This is a genomic window from Providencia sp. PROV197 (genome assembly GCF_028479625.1).
GTDB classification, from domain to species: Bacteria; Pseudomonadota; Gammaproteobacteria; order Enterobacterales; family Enterobacteriaceae; genus Providencia; species Providencia vermicola.
Map to the genome: position 1 here is coordinate 167,097 of NZ_JAMPNZ010000021.1, position 14,698 is coordinate 181,794.

The following is a 14,698-nucleotide window of genomic DNA, read 5'->3' on the forward strand; positions in this document are numbered from 1 at the left end:
CAGGAAAGCTCAACAGCTCCTAGGGACAATAAGATGGACTATACACTCAATCTTGACTGGCAGAGTTTTCTCGACAGTCACTGGCAGAAGCGCCCACTGCTTATCAAAAAAGGGTTTGCGCGTTTTATTGATCCTATCTCACCAGACGAACTTGCTGGTTTAGCGATGGAAGATGAGGTTGATAGCCGTTTAGTCAGCCATAAAGAGGGAGTTTGGCAAGTCGGCCATGGCCCATTTGAAAGTTATGATCACCTCGGTGAGGAAAATTGGTCTATTTTAGTGCAAGCTGTGGATCATTGGCATCATCCAAGTGCCGCCTTAATGAAGCCATTTCGTGTCTTATCCGACTGGCGTATGGATGACTTGATGATTTCTTATTCCGTACCTGGTGGCGGTGTTGGCCCTCATCTTGATCAATACGACGTATTTATCATTCAAGGAGAAGGCCGTCGTCGTTGGCGTGTTGGGGAAAAAATCCCAATGAAACAACATTGTCCTCACCCTGACCTTCTGCAAGTGCAGCCTTTTGACGCTATCATTGATGAAGAAATGGAGCCAGGTGATATCCTATATATCCCACCTGGATTCCCACATGAAGGCTATGCTATTGAGCCCTCATTAAACTACTCTGTTGGTTTCCGAGCACCGAATACACGCGAACTGATGAGCAGCTTTGCTGACCATTTAATTTCTAATGATTTAGGCAGTTATCGTTATAGTGATCCTGATTTATCGTTCCGTGATAACCCTGCTGAGATTTTACAAGGTGAGCAAATCAAACTGCGTGAAATGATGGAATCACTGATTAACGACCCTGATTTGTTTCGTCAGTGGCTAGGTGAGTTTATTTCTCAATCACGCCATGAATTAGATATTGCACCACCAGAACCGCCTTACGAACACGATGAAATCTATGATTTGCTAAAAACACAGCAAGAGACTTTATATAAACTTAACGGTCTTAGAGCATTACGTGTCGGCGATCAATTCTTCGTAAATGGTGAATGTTTAGAAACCACTTGCTATGAAGCTGCAGACAGCTTATGTCGTTATGATTCCGTTAATAGCCAAACTCTGGGCGAAGCTATTGATGATGTCAATTTTATCGCTCTTATGACAGCCTTAGTGAATAATGGTTATTGGTATTTTGACGACTAATTCGCTTTATTAAAAATAACATCTAAATAATATACAAGCTCATCCTAAAATGATGGGCTTGTAATTCTATAAATAAGAAATATTACTTCAAAAAATACGCTCTCTCTGCTGGAAAAAACCAGTCATAGAACCACTTTTCTTTACTTACCTCTATTTAATGGGCTTTATTGTCTATTTTATCACTAATAAATCGTCATTATTTAGCCTATTACCACCAAAAATGGCATCCATAGATAAAGCATTTTCAAAATTCATTTCTAAAATACTTTAAATTAACAACCAACTACCTTTGCAGACTTGCAATATAAACTTAATTTATATATTTCACGCTAGCATACAACATCATGAATATAGAAGTTTTTTTAGCTTTATCGATATTTTCGTTTGCTACATCAATCACCCCTGGCCCCAATAACGTCATGTTACTCACTTCAGGTGTTAATTTTGGATTTAAACGTACTGTTCCCCATAGCATTGGCGTTTCATGTGGCTTTTTTATTATGTTACTCGCTGTCGGCTTAGGTATGGGGACCATCATTCAATCTTCACCGTTGCTATACGCCATTTTGAAATATCTCGGTATTATCTATTTGCTTTGGTTAGCATGGAAAACAGCAATTAGTCACGCTATGACCAAAGCGAATAATAAAAAAAATAAACCATTAACTTTCATAGAAGCTGCGCTTTTTCAATGGATAAACCCAAAAGCTTGGATCATGGCAGTTGGAGGTATGGCAATGTATACCAACACTGTGGAACCCTATTTTTCAATATTGTTAGTCGCTGTGGTCTTCGCCTTGATAAATTGGCCTTGCGTTGCGATTTGGGCTTTGTTTGGTCATCAATTACGTGAACGATTATCGCAACCTCGCATATTAAGAAGATTTAACTTAGTGATGGGGATACTTTTGGCACTGAGTGGTATTTCTGTATTATTTCAATAAATCCGTGAAGCACACTCTAATAAATTTTGAGTGTGCTTCCTTAGATAAATAGTTTATGGCTGACGAGCATGAATTGCTGTTAATTCAGCGATTCGCATAATAACGTCTACCGCCTGTTCCATGCCCTCTTGGGTGATAAACTCATGTTTACTATGGAAGTTATATCCCCCAGTGAAAATATTTGGACAAGGTAAACCACGATGAGAAAGCTGAGCGCCGTCCGTTCCGCCACGAATTGGCTGAACAACAGGTTCAATACCACAATCAATCATGGCCTGTTTTGCTAACTCAACAACATGGGGATATTTCATCACCTCTCTTTGCATGTTGTAGTAAGTGTCATCTAATGTCAGCTCAATATAGCAACTTGGGTGAAGGTTTTCTCCAACCTTTTCAGCAATACGAATAATATTTTTCTTTCTCGCTTCAAAACTGGCGAGATCAAAATCACGAATAATATAGTTTAGTTCGGCCTTTTCTACCGTCCCCTTCATAGATGTGAGGTGGTAAAACCCTTCGTAACCATCTGTATTTTCAGGCACTTCATCCGCAGGTAACATGGAATGAATGCGGTTAGCTAAATTGAGCGCATTTACCATTACCCCTTTTGCATTACCAGGATGAGTATTATTGCCAACAATTTTGATACCTACGTTTGCCGCATTGAAATTTTCATACTCTAATTCCCCTACACCACCGCCATCAACGGTGTAAGCCCACAATGCATCAAACTGCTTAAAATCAATATGACGGGCACCACGGCCAATTTCCTCATCAGGGGTAAATGCTAAGCATATTTTCCCATGTGGGATTTTATTGCCCTTTAAACGTACCAGAGCCGTGATAATTTCAGCGATCCCCGCCTTATCATCCGCACCTAATAATGTTTTACCGTCAGTCATTATCAGTGTTTTGCCAATCATTTCATGTAATACAGGGAACATGACTGGCGATAAGACTTCGTCACCAATACCTAGCGCAATATCACCACCTCGATAGTTTTCTAAAACTTGTGGGCAAACATTTTTACCCGAAAAATCAGGCGCTGTGTCTAAATGAGAAATAAAACCAATGGTAGGAACATCCCAATCAACGTTCGATGGCAAAAAGGCCATTAAGCAACCTTGATCGGTTAACGTCACCTGATCAAATCCTAATTCATTCAGTTCTTTAGCTAGTGCTCGGGCAAATTTTAGCTGGCCTGTGCTACTAGGTACTGTTTTTGCATTCAGTTTTGATTGTGTATCAAAAGCAGTATATTCAAAAAACCGCTCCAAGAGTTTGTCCATACCCATCCCCCTAAAATATCAATAGCTATATTATGGGAAAGATCACAGATTCAATTATTGTTTCAAATCAGCTTTGCGGTTATTGCTGGTGCTTTTTTAGCATAATGCGTAAATTATATTTAATTCACGCATTTTATTTTATATACCTGTTTGCATTTTGCCCACAAAAGAACCCATAAATAATAAAGATAATACTCAATGTGTATTATCTCGTCGGTAATCAGTTATTTTTTCTTACCTAAAGCGTCAAATTAAGTTAACTATTAACCAACAACTGCATTATTAGCCAGTTATTTTTTTAAACAACTGTGCTATACAAGGTAAATAATTATTTGCTTATCATTTAGCAAATAAACAACATTAATTTGTTTCAGGGTAATTAAGGATATTATGTCAAATACTTGTTTAATTTATGGTGTTAGCAAAGGATTAGGTAAAGCACTTGTTGAGGGTGTACCTGGTCCTAATGATGTTATTTATGGCGTTTCACGCTCAAAACCGCCATTCGAGCAGAGCAACTTTTATTGGATCCAAGCAGATTTAAGTGATAACCAGTCCGCTAACATAATTAAAAACACCATTAAGCAACAACCTATTAATACCTTAATTTATAATGTTGGTATCTGGGAGAAGTTAGCCTTTAGTGATAAATATCAATTTGAAACAAGCGATGATATTGAAATACTGAATATGATCCAAACCAATATCAGTGCTTGCTTGCTCAATTTGAAAGCATTATTACCTAACTTACGTTTAGCAAAAAATAGCAAAATTATTTTAATTGGCTCAACCTGGGGATTAGATAACCATAAAGGCAAAGAGGTTACCTTTTCTGCCACTAAATATGCATTAAGGGGTATTATTCAGTCATTAAGGGAAACTTTAAGGGAAGACAAAATTGCTATTTCAATACTGAATTTAGGCTATTTAGCAACTGAATATCCGCTGTCTTTGCCTGTAGATGATGTTATTGAACAAAGTGGAGGTCAACTGATCCCCCTACAGGATGTGGTTAGTGCTGTGCGGTTTATACTCAGCACCAGCAATGCAACATGCGTAAAAGAAATCACTATGCCAGCCATGATGGATGAAAATGTTTAACTGATTTTTATAAAAAATCTGAAAAGGGAAACTTCGTTTCCCTTAATGCTTACTGCGCGATGTCTTTAACCTGTAATTCCATTATCAACTGGTTTATATACTCCACCACCACCTGACTTGCCAAACCGTAATGTTTTTCATCGAATTCACTTTCGACTTGGCTTGGCTCTAAGTTAAGCTCAACAGTATGAGCACCATGCAATTTTGCTTCATGGACGAAACCTGCTGCTGGGTATACATGTCCAGATGTCCCAATAGAAATAAAAATTGTCGCGTTTTCAAGGGACTGATAAATATAATCCATACCAATAGGCATTTCACCAAACCATACAATATGCGGTCGCAATGGTTGAGGAAATTGGCAACAATGGCAACGGTCTTCTACCGTTAAATCCCCTTTCCACTCCAATACTTGATTGGACCAATTACAACGTACTTTTAATAATTCACCATGCATATGGACTATGCGTTTACTTCCCGCTCTTTCATGTAAATTATCAATATTTTGTGTGATCAACAAAAAATGGTCACCTAACAACTCTTCCAGTTGCGCTAACGCAAAATGTGCCGCATTGGGTTTGATATTGTCCTGCTGAAGTTGTTTACGCCTTTCATTATAAAAACGTTGCACTAATTGAGGATCCCTTTCGAAACCTTCAGGTGTCGCAACATCTTCAACACGGTGTTCTTCCCATAATCCATCCGCAGAGCGGAATGTTTGAATACCTGACTCAGCCGAAATACCTGCACCAGTTAATACAACAATGTTCACTTTTTTCATATCATTTAGTCTGTTATCTATATAAAAAGACCGGTTGCGAAGTCGCTGGCGGCGTACACATTTATTTTTACGAGCTTTTTTTAATCTATGACGATATCGCAACATCGAAAGCTTCCCTTCATTCAAGCAACCAATGTATAACAACTCAGATAATTAAATTTGTTCTCTATCGCTGTTAATACACCACTTTTCTATATTATTTAAACATTAATATACTAGAGCGCATCACGCAGTTGAATGCAAATAAAAATATCGAGGGTATCGATTTTGTCACCTTTTTATCATAAATATTTCATCATTTATTCATAATTGAGCCACAAAAATCGCGCAACCGTAAAACAATAAAAAAACCTTTCTTGATAGTACCCCATACAGTTAGAATACATCCCGCAGATTTACTGCGATGATTATTCACCATTTAAAGGGGTTTCATGGAAAAGTTTTTCGAAAGAGCAATGTATGCTTCGCGTTGGATCTTAGCACCTATCTATTTTGGGTTGTCACTGACATTATTAGCTTTAACGATTAAGTTCTTCCAAGAACTCTACCATATTCTACCTAACATATTATCCATCCCTGAGGCAGACTTAATCCTTATGCTGCTCTCATTGATTGATATGGCATTAGTTGGTGGTCTATTAGTGATGGTGATGTTTTCAGGCTATGAGAACTTTGTTTCTCAGATGGATATTCCTGATAGCAGTGAAAAACTGGGTTGGTTAGGCAAAATGGATGCCTCTTCCCTAAAAAATAAAGTTGCCGCTTCAATTGTAGCGATCTCATCTATTCACTTACTGAAAATCTTTATGGATTTAAAAAGTGTCGAAAATGACAAGCTCATGTGGTACGTCATTATCCACCTGACCTTTGTGTTATCAGCCTTTGTCATGGGCTACTTAGACAAAATGACGAAAAAGTAATTTTCTTTTGTCCTTGTTGTGCCTGTTTTTCATACGATACGAATAATCGGCCATCAATTAATTTGTTAGCACACATTTAACTCGATGTCGTTGTTCCTGCTGTGCTACGATCTCGCCTAAATAATTTGATGGCACAATAAGGACGTTAATATGAGCGAGCATTTTATAGGTAAATATGAAGCTGAAATTAAGTTTCGCTTAGTAGATCACGCGACATTCCTGCAAAAAATAAAAACCGACCACGCAGAACCTTTCACAGAGAATAATTCAGAAACAGACTATTTCTATGAAAGTACTCACCAGCCTCTTGTCAATAATAATATCAGTATGTGTGTCCGTGAAATGATCCCTTCTGGAATCAAACTGTGGATAGTCAAAGGCCCTTCGTCTTCAGAATGCAAAGCCATTAATATCGATGACTGCCAACACGTACAAAATATGCTAGTCACTTTGGGCTATCATTGCCATTTAACGACGACGAAAGTCCGTAGTATTTATTTTCTTGGGGATGTCCACATTACAGTAGACCACCTTGACGGCATCGGTTGGTTTGCTGAATTTGCCATTATGACGGATGATGAATGCCTACTTGGGCACTACTATCAAAAATTAATGTTGCTCGCAAAAAGGTATGATTTTACTGAAGAAATGATTGAAAAACGCAGCTATAAGCAAATGTTTTTAGAGAAAAAATAAAAAAACGCCAAGTATCATCATCTCGATGAGAAAGATACCTTGGCGTCTAGTCTATTATAGCATTATTGGCCGCTTAAAATACGAGCGGGATCTAATTTACTTGCACGACGTGCAGGATACCAGCTTGCTAATAAACTTAAAATAATGGTAGTAATTAATACATACACCACATCCATAATATGCAATTCAGAAGGCAAGAAATCGATAAAATACACATCCCCAGAAAGAATTGGATGCCCTAAAACAATCTCTAATCCTTTAATAATACTAGTTAAATTAACCGAAACCAAAACACCAAGCACGACCCCAATCAATGAACCAACTAAACCACCAAGCAAGCCATACCATAAGAAAATGGCACGAATTTGCCCGTCCTTCGCCCCGAGAGTCCGTAATACGGCAATATCGCTGCTTTTATCTTTAACTGCCATGACTAACGTCGATACAATATTAAAGCATGCCACGCCAATCACTAAAATCATCGCTAAGTACATAATACTACGTACCATTTGGATATCATTGTACATATAGCCATAATCACCAATCCAACTTTTCACAATAACGTGGTGCATTGTCTTTAGGCCAGCATCATAGACAACTTTATCCGCCTCAAAAGGATTTTCTGCTTTAATTTCAAAGCCACTAATACCATCACCGTAGTCCAGATATTGCTGAGCATCCTCTAATGGTATTAACGCTAATTGGTGATCAAGTAACCCACTGAGTTTAAAAATACCCGCAACTTGCACACGTATACGTTTAGGTTGTTGAATTTTTAAGCTTTCATCAGTGTTGGGGATCATGATGGTCACCCAATCCCCTTGCTTCACATTCAATGCGTCTGCAACACCTTGGCCTAAAATAATCGATTGATTACCTGCGGCAAAATCTTTCCAAGCATCATTCAACACAAATTGCGGCAATGCACTGACCTGTGACTGAGTTTCTGGGGAAACCCCCATCACTTGAATCGCCTTTAAGTTTGCACCGCGCTCAAGCAACCCCGTAAAATTCACATACGGACTAACGCCTTCAACGCCTGGTGTTTTGCGAATAACCTGCTCAGCAAAATCCCAATCTTTATACGGCGGTTTTACTGCGTAAATTTGCCCATGAGGCACCACGGATAGCACGCGATTATTCAATTCGCGCTCAAAACCATTCATGGCACTGAGACCGATAATAAGCACCGCAACACCCAGCACGATCCCTAATGTTGAGACAATCGACACCAAAGATACCATGCCTGTACGCCGACGCCCGCGGCTAAAGCGTATCGCCGCAAGGAGTGTAAGAGGTAACTGAAACATTACCGCGCCCCCAACGTAATTTCCTGCTGTAAATGGCCATCACGCATTTCTAATTGACGAGATAACCGACGAGCGAGCGTCATATCATGGGTTACCACCAAAAATGCCGTGCGTTGCGTGCGATTCAATTCGCCTAATAGCTCAAAAATGGCATCTGCATTGCGCAAATCGAGATTCCCAGTCGGCTCATCCGCTAGTACCAACGCAGGTTCATTCACCAGCGCCCTTGCAATCGCAACACGTTGACGCTCCCCGCCAGATAACTCGGAAGGGCGGTGATCTGCACGATGTTCTAGCCCCACGGCTTTGAGCATTTCTTTCGCTTTAGTAAATGCAATCTCTTTTGCTGTAGCGCCAATCAACAACGGCATTGCTACGTTCTCAAGTGCAGTAAAATCAGGTAAAAGGTGGTGAAACTGATAAATAAAGCCTAAATCTTTATTACGAATGGCTGCGCGTTCATCAGAGGACAATTGATTAATATGTTGGCCACGGAAAATCACATTACCTTCTGATGGCGTATCTAACCCACCCAATAAATGTAATAACGTACTTTTCCCTGAACCTGAACTACCGACAATCGCCATCATTTCCCCTTGCCCCATAGAGAAACTGACATTTTTCAACACTTGCGTCGACAATGAACCTTCTTGATAGGTTTTACTTAAATGTTCACAGACAAGAAGTGGTTGTTTATTCATAACGTAAAGCCTCAGCAGGTTGAACTGCTGCTGCACGCCAAGAAGGATAAAGCGTCGCAAGCAGTGAAATAAGCATCGCAGAAACTGCAATAATTAAAATACCTGAATAATCAAGTACAATTGGCAAAGAAACCCCTTTGGGTAATAACCCAATTAACGGCATAATGACATTGAGTTGGCTTGACAAAAGCGTCCCTAAAACCGTTCCAATCAACGTACCGATAATACCAGCCCCTGCACCTTGGATCATAAATATTGCCAAAATACGCCAACGCTTTAAACCCAGTGTTTTTAAAATTGCCACTTCACCTTGTTTCTCCATGACAAGCAAAGAAAGTGAAGTGATGATATTAAAGGCCGCAACAGCAATAATTAGGCTCAGGAGCAAACCCATCATATTTTTTTCCATGCGAACCGCTTGGAAAAACTCCCCTTTGCGTTCACGCCAGTCCGTCCACACAAGTCCATCAGGCAAAACCTGTTTACTGAGTGTGTCAACTTTCAATGGTTCATTTAAATACAATCGCCACCCCGTGATATTCCCTGTGGGATAACGCAGCATTCTCGCTGCATCTTGAGCAGCAACAATCAATTCGCTAGTATCAGCTTCACCATTTGTTTGGAAAATACCTGCAACCGTAAATAAACGCTGGCTTGGAATACGCCCCATCGGAGTCAGTTGGCTAACACCTGGAATAATTAAACGGACATCGTCACCTCGTTTTACGCCCAATGTGTCTGCTAATTTGCTCCCCAAAAAAACATGGTAGCGTCCTTCTTTGAGGTCACTCCTGTTACCACTAATAAGTTTATCTAGTAGCAGTGAGTCCGCATCAGGTTCGATACCGGCCATTACCCCAACCCCAACATTAGTACGACTTTGCAGTACCACGTCGGACTGGACGATGGGCGCAATATGGCTCACGCCTTGTAAATGTTGCAAGCCTGTAATAGGGTGTTTTGCTGGGTCAATATTTCCAGAAGCCGATGTTAAAATAGCCTGCGGCATATAGGCAAGTATGCTATCTTGTAGCGAACGTTCGAAGCCGTTCATCACGGATGTCACCGTAATTAAGGCCATGACCCCCAGAGTGATACCAATAGCCGATAAACTGGAAACAAAGCGTCCAAATTTATCCGCTGCGCGCCCACGCAAATAGCGCAGACCTATAAATAATGAGACAGATTGGTGCATGAAATCTTTAATGCCCCTGTTGCCAAAGCGAAGTGTTCAGCGATAATAAAGGCTACGATTGATGAATGGAACCACTCAACGGTTTTTTTTCTGCTTTCCCCCCTTTTTTGTCTGAATTTCAGACAAATTACAGGCTGAAATGAGTTGTTTTGCTGTTAATTTTATAGTTTAACTATCGGTTAATTTATTTAAGTGTTAATTATCTAAAGACTGTCTATTATTGTTCTGATGTTTGTTTAACTGCTAACTAATCGCTGTGAGATACCAAAGATTTCTATGTCCTCAAAATTTCGTTATGAACTCCCTAGTCGTAGTGGCGATGTTCGCCATTTAGGTTGCCTTATTGGGGCGGCTGGTGCACTTGAATGTGGAGAAATGATACAACGTCATCACGGGCCTGTTGTCATTGTGACGCGAGATATGCAAAATGCATTACGCTTACGAGATGAAATTCAACAGTTTACATATCACCCTGTAGAGACGCTTTCTGATTGGGAAACATTGCCTTATGATAATTTCTCTCCACATCAAGAAATCATTTCTCATCGTTTATCAACACTTTACCGTCTATCCTCTTTGCAAAAAGGGGCATTAATTCTTCCTGTTAATACCTTGATGCAAAAAGTCTGCCCACCTGATTTCTTAACGAGCCATGCACTCGTCATGTCAAAAGGTGACAAATTATCACGTGACAATTTACGTGATGAATTGGATAAAGCAGGCTATCGTCATGTAGAGCAAGTGTTAGAACACGGCGAGTATGCAACCCGCGGCGCTTTGCTTGATTTGTTCCCTATGGGGAGTTCACTGCCCTTTCGCATTGATTTCTTTGATGATGAAATCGACAGTCTGCGTACCTTCGATGTGGATACACAAAGAACATTAGAAGAAGTCGCTCGCATCAATTTGCTACCCGCTCACGAATTTCCAACAGACAAGGACGCGATTGAACGTTTCCGAAGTCAGTGGCGTGAACGTTTTGAAGTACGCCGCGACCCTGAGCATATTTATCAACAAGTCAGCAAAAATACATTACCTACAGGTATTGAGTATTGGCAGCCATTATTTTTTGCTCAACCATTACCATCACTGTTCGACTACTTACCGTCCTCAAGCCTGATTGTTTCTCAGAATTTACAAGAAGCCGCTGAGCGTTTTCAAATTGACACTCAACAACGTTATGAAAGCCGTGGTGTTGACCCTATGCGTCCTCTGCTCCCTCCAGCAGATTTATGGCTTACCGTTGAGCAACTCAACCAAAATTTAAAACAATGGCCACGAATTCAACTTTCTTCTGAGGCACTACCTAAAAAAGCGGCAAATACCAATTTAGATTATTTGCCATTACCTGATATCAGCACTCAAGCGCAAAGCAAAACACCATTAGAAAAGCTTCGCCAATTTAGTGAGCAATTTGACGGCACGCTCGTTTTTTCTGTAGAAAGTGAAGGCCGCCGTGAAACAGTAACAGAGTTATTAGCACGGTTAAAAATTCGCCCTGAAATCATTGAAAGCTATACAAGCCCAATTACCTCACGCTTTGCGATTACTATTGGTGCAGCCGAGCGCGGTTTTATTCAATCAGATGCGAATAAAGCGCTGATCTGTGAAAGTGATTTATTAGGTGAACGCGTAGTTCGTCGTCGTACAGATAACCGCCGGGCGATTAATACAGATACCTTAATTCGTAACCTCGCAGAGCTGCGTCCAGGGCAACCCGTTGTGCATATTGAACACGGTGTTGGCCGTTACCAAGGGCTAATCACCCTTGAGGCTGGCGGTATTAAAGCAGAGTATTTAATTCTCACCTATGCAGGAGAAGATAAGCTATATGTTCCTGTTTCTTCACTGCATTTAATTAGCCGTTATGCTGGTGGGGCCGACGAAAATGCGCCACTGCATAAATTGGGCAGTGATAGTTGGGGACGTGCTCGCCAAAAAGCAGCCGAAAAGGTACGTGATGTTGCTGCTGAGCTTCTTGACATTTATGCACAACGTGCAGCAAAAGCAGGTTTTGCATTCAAACATGACAAGCAGCAATACCAAGAATTTTGCCAAGGTTTCCCCTTTGAAACAACGCCTGACCAAGAAATGGCCATCAATGCCGTTTTGAGTGATATGTGTCAGCCACTGGCAATGGATAGGCTCGTCTGTGGGGATGTTGGTTTCGGTAAAACTGAAGTTGCCATGAGAGCGGCGTTCCTTGCTATCAATAATAATAAGCAAGTCGCTGTTTTAGTACCAACCACCCTGCTTGCTCAACAACACTATGATAACTTTAGGGATAGATTTGCAAACTGGCCCGTTCGTATCGAAATGCTTTCTCGCTTTAAAACCGCTAAAGAGCAACAACAAATTATTGCTGATGCTGCTGATGGCAAAGTCGATATTTTGATTGGGACACACAAATTATTGCAAAGCGATATTGTCTGGAAAGATTTAGGCTTACTGGTTGTCGATGAAGAGCACCGGTTTGGCGTTCGCCACAAAGAACGTATTAAAGCAATGCGTGCGGATGTGGATATTTTAACGCTTACCGCAACACCTATTCCTCGCACGCTGAATATGGCCATGAGCGGAATGCGAGATTTATCCATTATTGCGACCCCACCAGCACGTCGATTAGCCGTAAAAACCTTTGTTCGTCAATATGATGAGTTAGTTGTCCGTGAGGCAATTTTGCGTGAAACTTTACGGGGGGGGCAAGTTTATTATCTGTATAATGATGTAGAAAATATCGAAAAAGCCAAAGCACGACTTGAAACGTTAGTTCCTGAAGCCCGTTTTGTTGTCGGGCACGGACAGATGCGCGAGCGCGAGTTAGAAAGAGTCATGACCGACTTCCACCATCAGCGTTTTAACGTTTTAATCTGTACCACCATTATTGAAACGGGTATTGATATTCCAACGGCTAATACAATTATTATTGAACGCGCAGATCACTTTGGTTTAGCACAATTGCATCAATTACGTGGCCGTGTCGGCCGCTCGCATCACCAAGCCTATGCCTATTTGCTGACGCCTCATCCGAAGGCAATGACGACTGATGCCCAAAAACGCCTTGAAGCGATTTCATCTTTAGAAGATTTAGGCGCAGGCTTTGCGCTCGCAACTCATGACCTCGAGATCCGTGGTGCAGGCGAGTTGCTGGGCGAAGACCAAAGCGGCCAAATGACCACTATCGGCTTTACATTGTATATGGAATTATTAGAAAGTGCAGTCGATGCGTTAAAAGAAGGTCGTGAGCCGTCATTAGAAGACTTAACGAATCAACAAACTGAAATTGAATTACGAATGCCTGTCTTATTGCCAGATGACTATATCCATGATGTGAATATGCGTCTTTCATTTTATAAACGCATTGCCAGTGCTAAAGACAATCAGGAACTGAATGAATTACGCACAGAACTCATCGACCGCTTTGGTAGCCTACCCGATGCAGGGAAATTTCTACTGACCTCTGCTGCTATTCGTCTACAAGCACAATCTCTGGGAGTGAAACGTATTGAAGCCCATGAAAAAGGTGGCTTTGTTGAGTTTGGTGAAAAGAACAAAGTTGACCCAAGCTTCTTGATCAGCTTGTTACAAAACCAACCAAAAACGTATCGTTTAGATGGCCCTGTACGCTTGAAGTTTTTCCATGATTTAGCCGATAGAGTCACGCGCCTTGACTTTATCAAACAGTTATTGACTGATTTTGAAGAACACCTGCTTGCTTAACTTATAAAAATAGCGGCCATCAATTTGGTGGCCCTTGTCCTTAAATCTAATTTACTCAAAAAAGCCTAAAGTATTTTTATTAGGTTGTAGCCTCAAGACACCAGAAGTACTGGAGAGTGGCTGTTCGTTTTGGTGTAAACAATAGAATGGTAAAAGTTCTTTAACATCACTACGTACGGTTTCACAAATTGAATTTGAAGGCGATAAATCTAAGCGCCCATCTTCATTTAAGGGTATAAAAATCGAAGGTGCATAAGATGTTCTAACCTTACCAATCGTTTTACCTATCTGATAAACTACATCATAACCAACGGTCACCAGCTCCATCCTTTGTGTCTTCACGCATGTTTTATTTTGATTATCAAATAGAGATGGAACGCCTTTACCTTGGAGGGCTTCAATCATAAAAATTATTTTGCACTCATTTTGTGCAGGATGAAAACGCGATAAAGACTGCTGATTAAAAGAACCAAGTACCCCCGTTAGCGTACAGTTTTCATATTCAACCAAACGATTCGCCTTTATTGGTTCAACAGATAGGACTGTGGCGAGCTTTGCTTCAGGCTCTCGAATAAACGATGAGACAGCAAACGAAACAAGACAAATCGCTACTACCGCTAATAACAACTTAAATTTTAGCTTCATCAATTTGCCCTTATTAAATACCCGTATATCTATTGTAACGACTAAGTGAGAGAATTCGAACGTTGCTAAGATAATTCACATTTTTTTAGAATTATCCTAACTTAGTGTCAATAAACTATAATGATTTTATTATTCTGATATTCATTATTAGTGTAATATTTAACAAAGTAAATTAACTAGCTGGCACTCAACGTTCATAAACTCGGCCTAGTGTTTTTTCAGTTCTATCTTTGTTTAT

General features: G+C 40.4%; 12 protein-coding genes. 6 read left to right on the forward strand and 6 right to left on the reverse strand.

Going from position 1 to position 14,698, the window contains the following annotated elements; translation table 11 throughout:
• Nucleotides 1–33: 33 nt before the first annotated feature.
• Nucleotides 34–1,158, forward strand: a complete 1,125-nt coding sequence (locus tag PR808_RS12975) for a ribosomal protein uL16 3-hydroxylase (RefSeq protein WP_206086401.1) — start codon at nt 34–36, stop codon at nt 1,156–1,158.
• Nucleotides 1,159–1,502: 344 nt separating this feature from the next.
• Nucleotides 1,503–2,102 carry a LysE family translocator gene (locus PR808_RS12980; RefSeq protein WP_206086400.1) on the forward strand — a complete coding sequence of 200 codons (600 nt, stop codon included), beginning with the start codon at nt 1,503–1,505 and terminating at the stop codon, nt 2,100–2,102.
• Nucleotides 2,103–2,155: 53 nt separating this feature from the next.
• Here the strand turns inward: PR808_RS12980 and pepT are convergent, their stop codons facing one another.
• A complete protein-coding gene (gene pepT / locus PR808_RS12985) occupies nt 2,156–3,391 on the reverse strand; it encodes a peptidase T (RefSeq protein WP_206086399.1) in 1,236 nt (411 codons plus the stop codon).
• A 390-nt stretch (nt 3,392–3,781) separates the two neighbouring features.
• On the opposite strand from pepT, the gene PR808_RS12990 reads away from it, so the two are divergent.
• Nucleotides 3,782–4,492 (forward strand): SDR family oxidoreductase, encoded by a 711-nt coding sequence (locus PR808_RS12990; RefSeq protein ID WP_272539437.1) that lies wholly within the window; start codon nt 3,782–3,784, stop codon nt 4,490–4,492.
• Between the two features lie 49 nt (nt 4,493–4,541).
• Here PR808_RS12990 and cobB read toward each other — a convergent pair whose 3' ends face one another.
• Complete coding sequence (gene cobB / locus PR808_RS12995) at nt 4,542–5,375, reverse strand: Sir2 family NAD+-dependent deacetylase (protein WP_206086627.1); 834 nt, start codon at nt 5,373–5,375, stop codon at nt 4,542–4,544.
• Between the two features lie 329 nt (nt 5,376–5,704).
• On the opposite strand from cobB, the gene PR808_RS13000 reads away from it, so the two are divergent.
• Together PR808_RS13000 and PR808_RS13005 are read left to right on the forward strand one after the other, a co-directional pair.
• Complete coding sequence (locus tag PR808_RS13000; protein WP_206086397.1) at nt 5,705–6,193, forward strand: TIGR00645 family protein; 489 nt, start codon at nt 5,705–5,707, stop codon at nt 6,191–6,193.
• 150 nt (nt 6,194–6,343) lie between these two features.
• Nucleotides 6,344–6,889: a class IV adenylate cyclase gene (locus PR808_RS13005; RefSeq protein ID WP_206086396.1), complete on the forward strand. Its 546-nt coding sequence runs from the start codon at nt 6,344–6,346 to the stop codon at nt 6,887–6,889.
• Nucleotides 6,890–6,951: 62 nt separating this feature from the next.
• On the opposite strand, the gene lolE is transcribed toward PR808_RS13005, so the two are convergent.
• From lolE to lolC, 3 genes are read right to left on the reverse strand one after another with little or no spacing between them, the layout of a single operon-like run.
• Nucleotides 6,952–8,199 (reverse strand): lipoprotein-releasing ABC transporter permease subunit LolE, encoded by a 1,248-nt coding sequence (lolE, locus tag PR808_RS13010; protein WP_206086395.1) that lies wholly within the window; start codon nt 8,197–8,199, stop codon nt 6,952–6,954.
• On the reverse strand, nt 8,199–8,900 hold the full coding sequence (gene lolD / locus PR808_RS13015; protein WP_206086394.1) for a lipoprotein-releasing ABC transporter ATP-binding protein LolD: 702 nt from the start codon (nt 8,898–8,900) through the stop codon (nt 8,199–8,201). Before lolD ends, lolE begins: the two co-directional genes overlap by 1 nt.
• Nucleotides 8,893–10,095 carry a lipoprotein-releasing ABC transporter permease subunit LolC gene (gene lolC / locus PR808_RS13020; protein ID WP_206086393.1) on the reverse strand — a complete coding sequence of 401 codons (1,203 nt, stop codon included), beginning with the start codon at nt 10,093–10,095 and terminating at the stop codon, nt 8,893–8,895. Before lolC ends, lolD begins: the two co-directional genes overlap by 8 nt.
• A 276-nt stretch (nt 10,096–10,371) precedes the next feature.
• Here lolC and mfd point away from each other — a divergent pair, with 276 nt between their 5' ends.
• Nucleotides 10,372–13,815 (forward strand): transcription-repair coupling factor, encoded by a 3,444-nt coding sequence (gene mfd / locus PR808_RS13025; RefSeq protein ID WP_206086392.1) that lies wholly within the window; start codon nt 10,372–10,374, stop codon nt 13,813–13,815.
• A gap of 51 nt (nt 13,816–13,866) precedes the next feature.
• Here mfd and umoD read toward each other — a convergent pair whose 3' ends face one another.
• Entirely contained in the window at nt 13,867–14,460 is a 594-nt protein-coding gene (gene umoD / locus PR808_RS13030) for a UmoD family flagellar biogenesis regulator (protein ID WP_206086391.1), read from the reverse strand.
• Nucleotides 14,461–14,698: the final 238 nt, after the last annotated feature.